Origin of the sequence: Pseudomonas sp. HMSC067G02, from assembly GCF_001813485.1 — a bacterium.
GTDB classification, from domain to species: domain Bacteria; phylum Pseudomonadota; class Gammaproteobacteria; order Pseudomonadales; family Pseudomonadaceae; genus Pseudomonas; species Pseudomonas aeruginosa.
Map to the genome: position 1 here is coordinate 1 of NZ_KV812612.1, position 487 is coordinate 487.

1 pseudogene is annotated in these 487 nt (G+C 64.9%); it reads right to left on the bottom strand.

What is annotated here, in order from left to right:
• Positions 1–224: 224 nt before the first annotated feature.
• Positions 225–487 (bottom strand): annotated as a pseudogene (locus tag HMPREF2914_RS00870) (hypothetical protein); the annotation flags it as partial.

Here is a 487-nt window from a genome sequence, read left to right on the forward strand (position 1 = left end):
CCCACCGCCCCGCCTCTACTTACAAACCGCCTTATGGTTTGAAGCATTTTGGGCGGGACGCCTGGAGCCCGAACTCCGGACGCCCCGCGGGTACATCGTTCTCGGCCTGCTGGCGCCGAGGCGCACAGGTCAGGATCGGCGCTGGCGCTATCGAGCGCGCGCAGCGGTTCGGGCCGCTGGTCGTGGAGCACCAGGCCGATGAGGAATGGAAGGATGAACATGGCTTACCCCTGGAGGGACTCTTTCGCCTGAGCGACGAGATCCATCAATCGCTCCACCCATGCCGAGCGAGTGGTGAGGGTGATCGATTCCGGGCCTTCGGCCAGGCCTGCGCGGAGTGCCGTAGGGAAGGCATCGACGATATCGGTAGTGACTTTCAGCAGATCATCGAGAATGGCGCGCGGCACGGTCGGCTCGGCTACCGCTCTGGGGGTGACCTTTGTCCCTCCCGCTGCGATCACCTTCGCGAGCTGCTGGCCGAGCACCT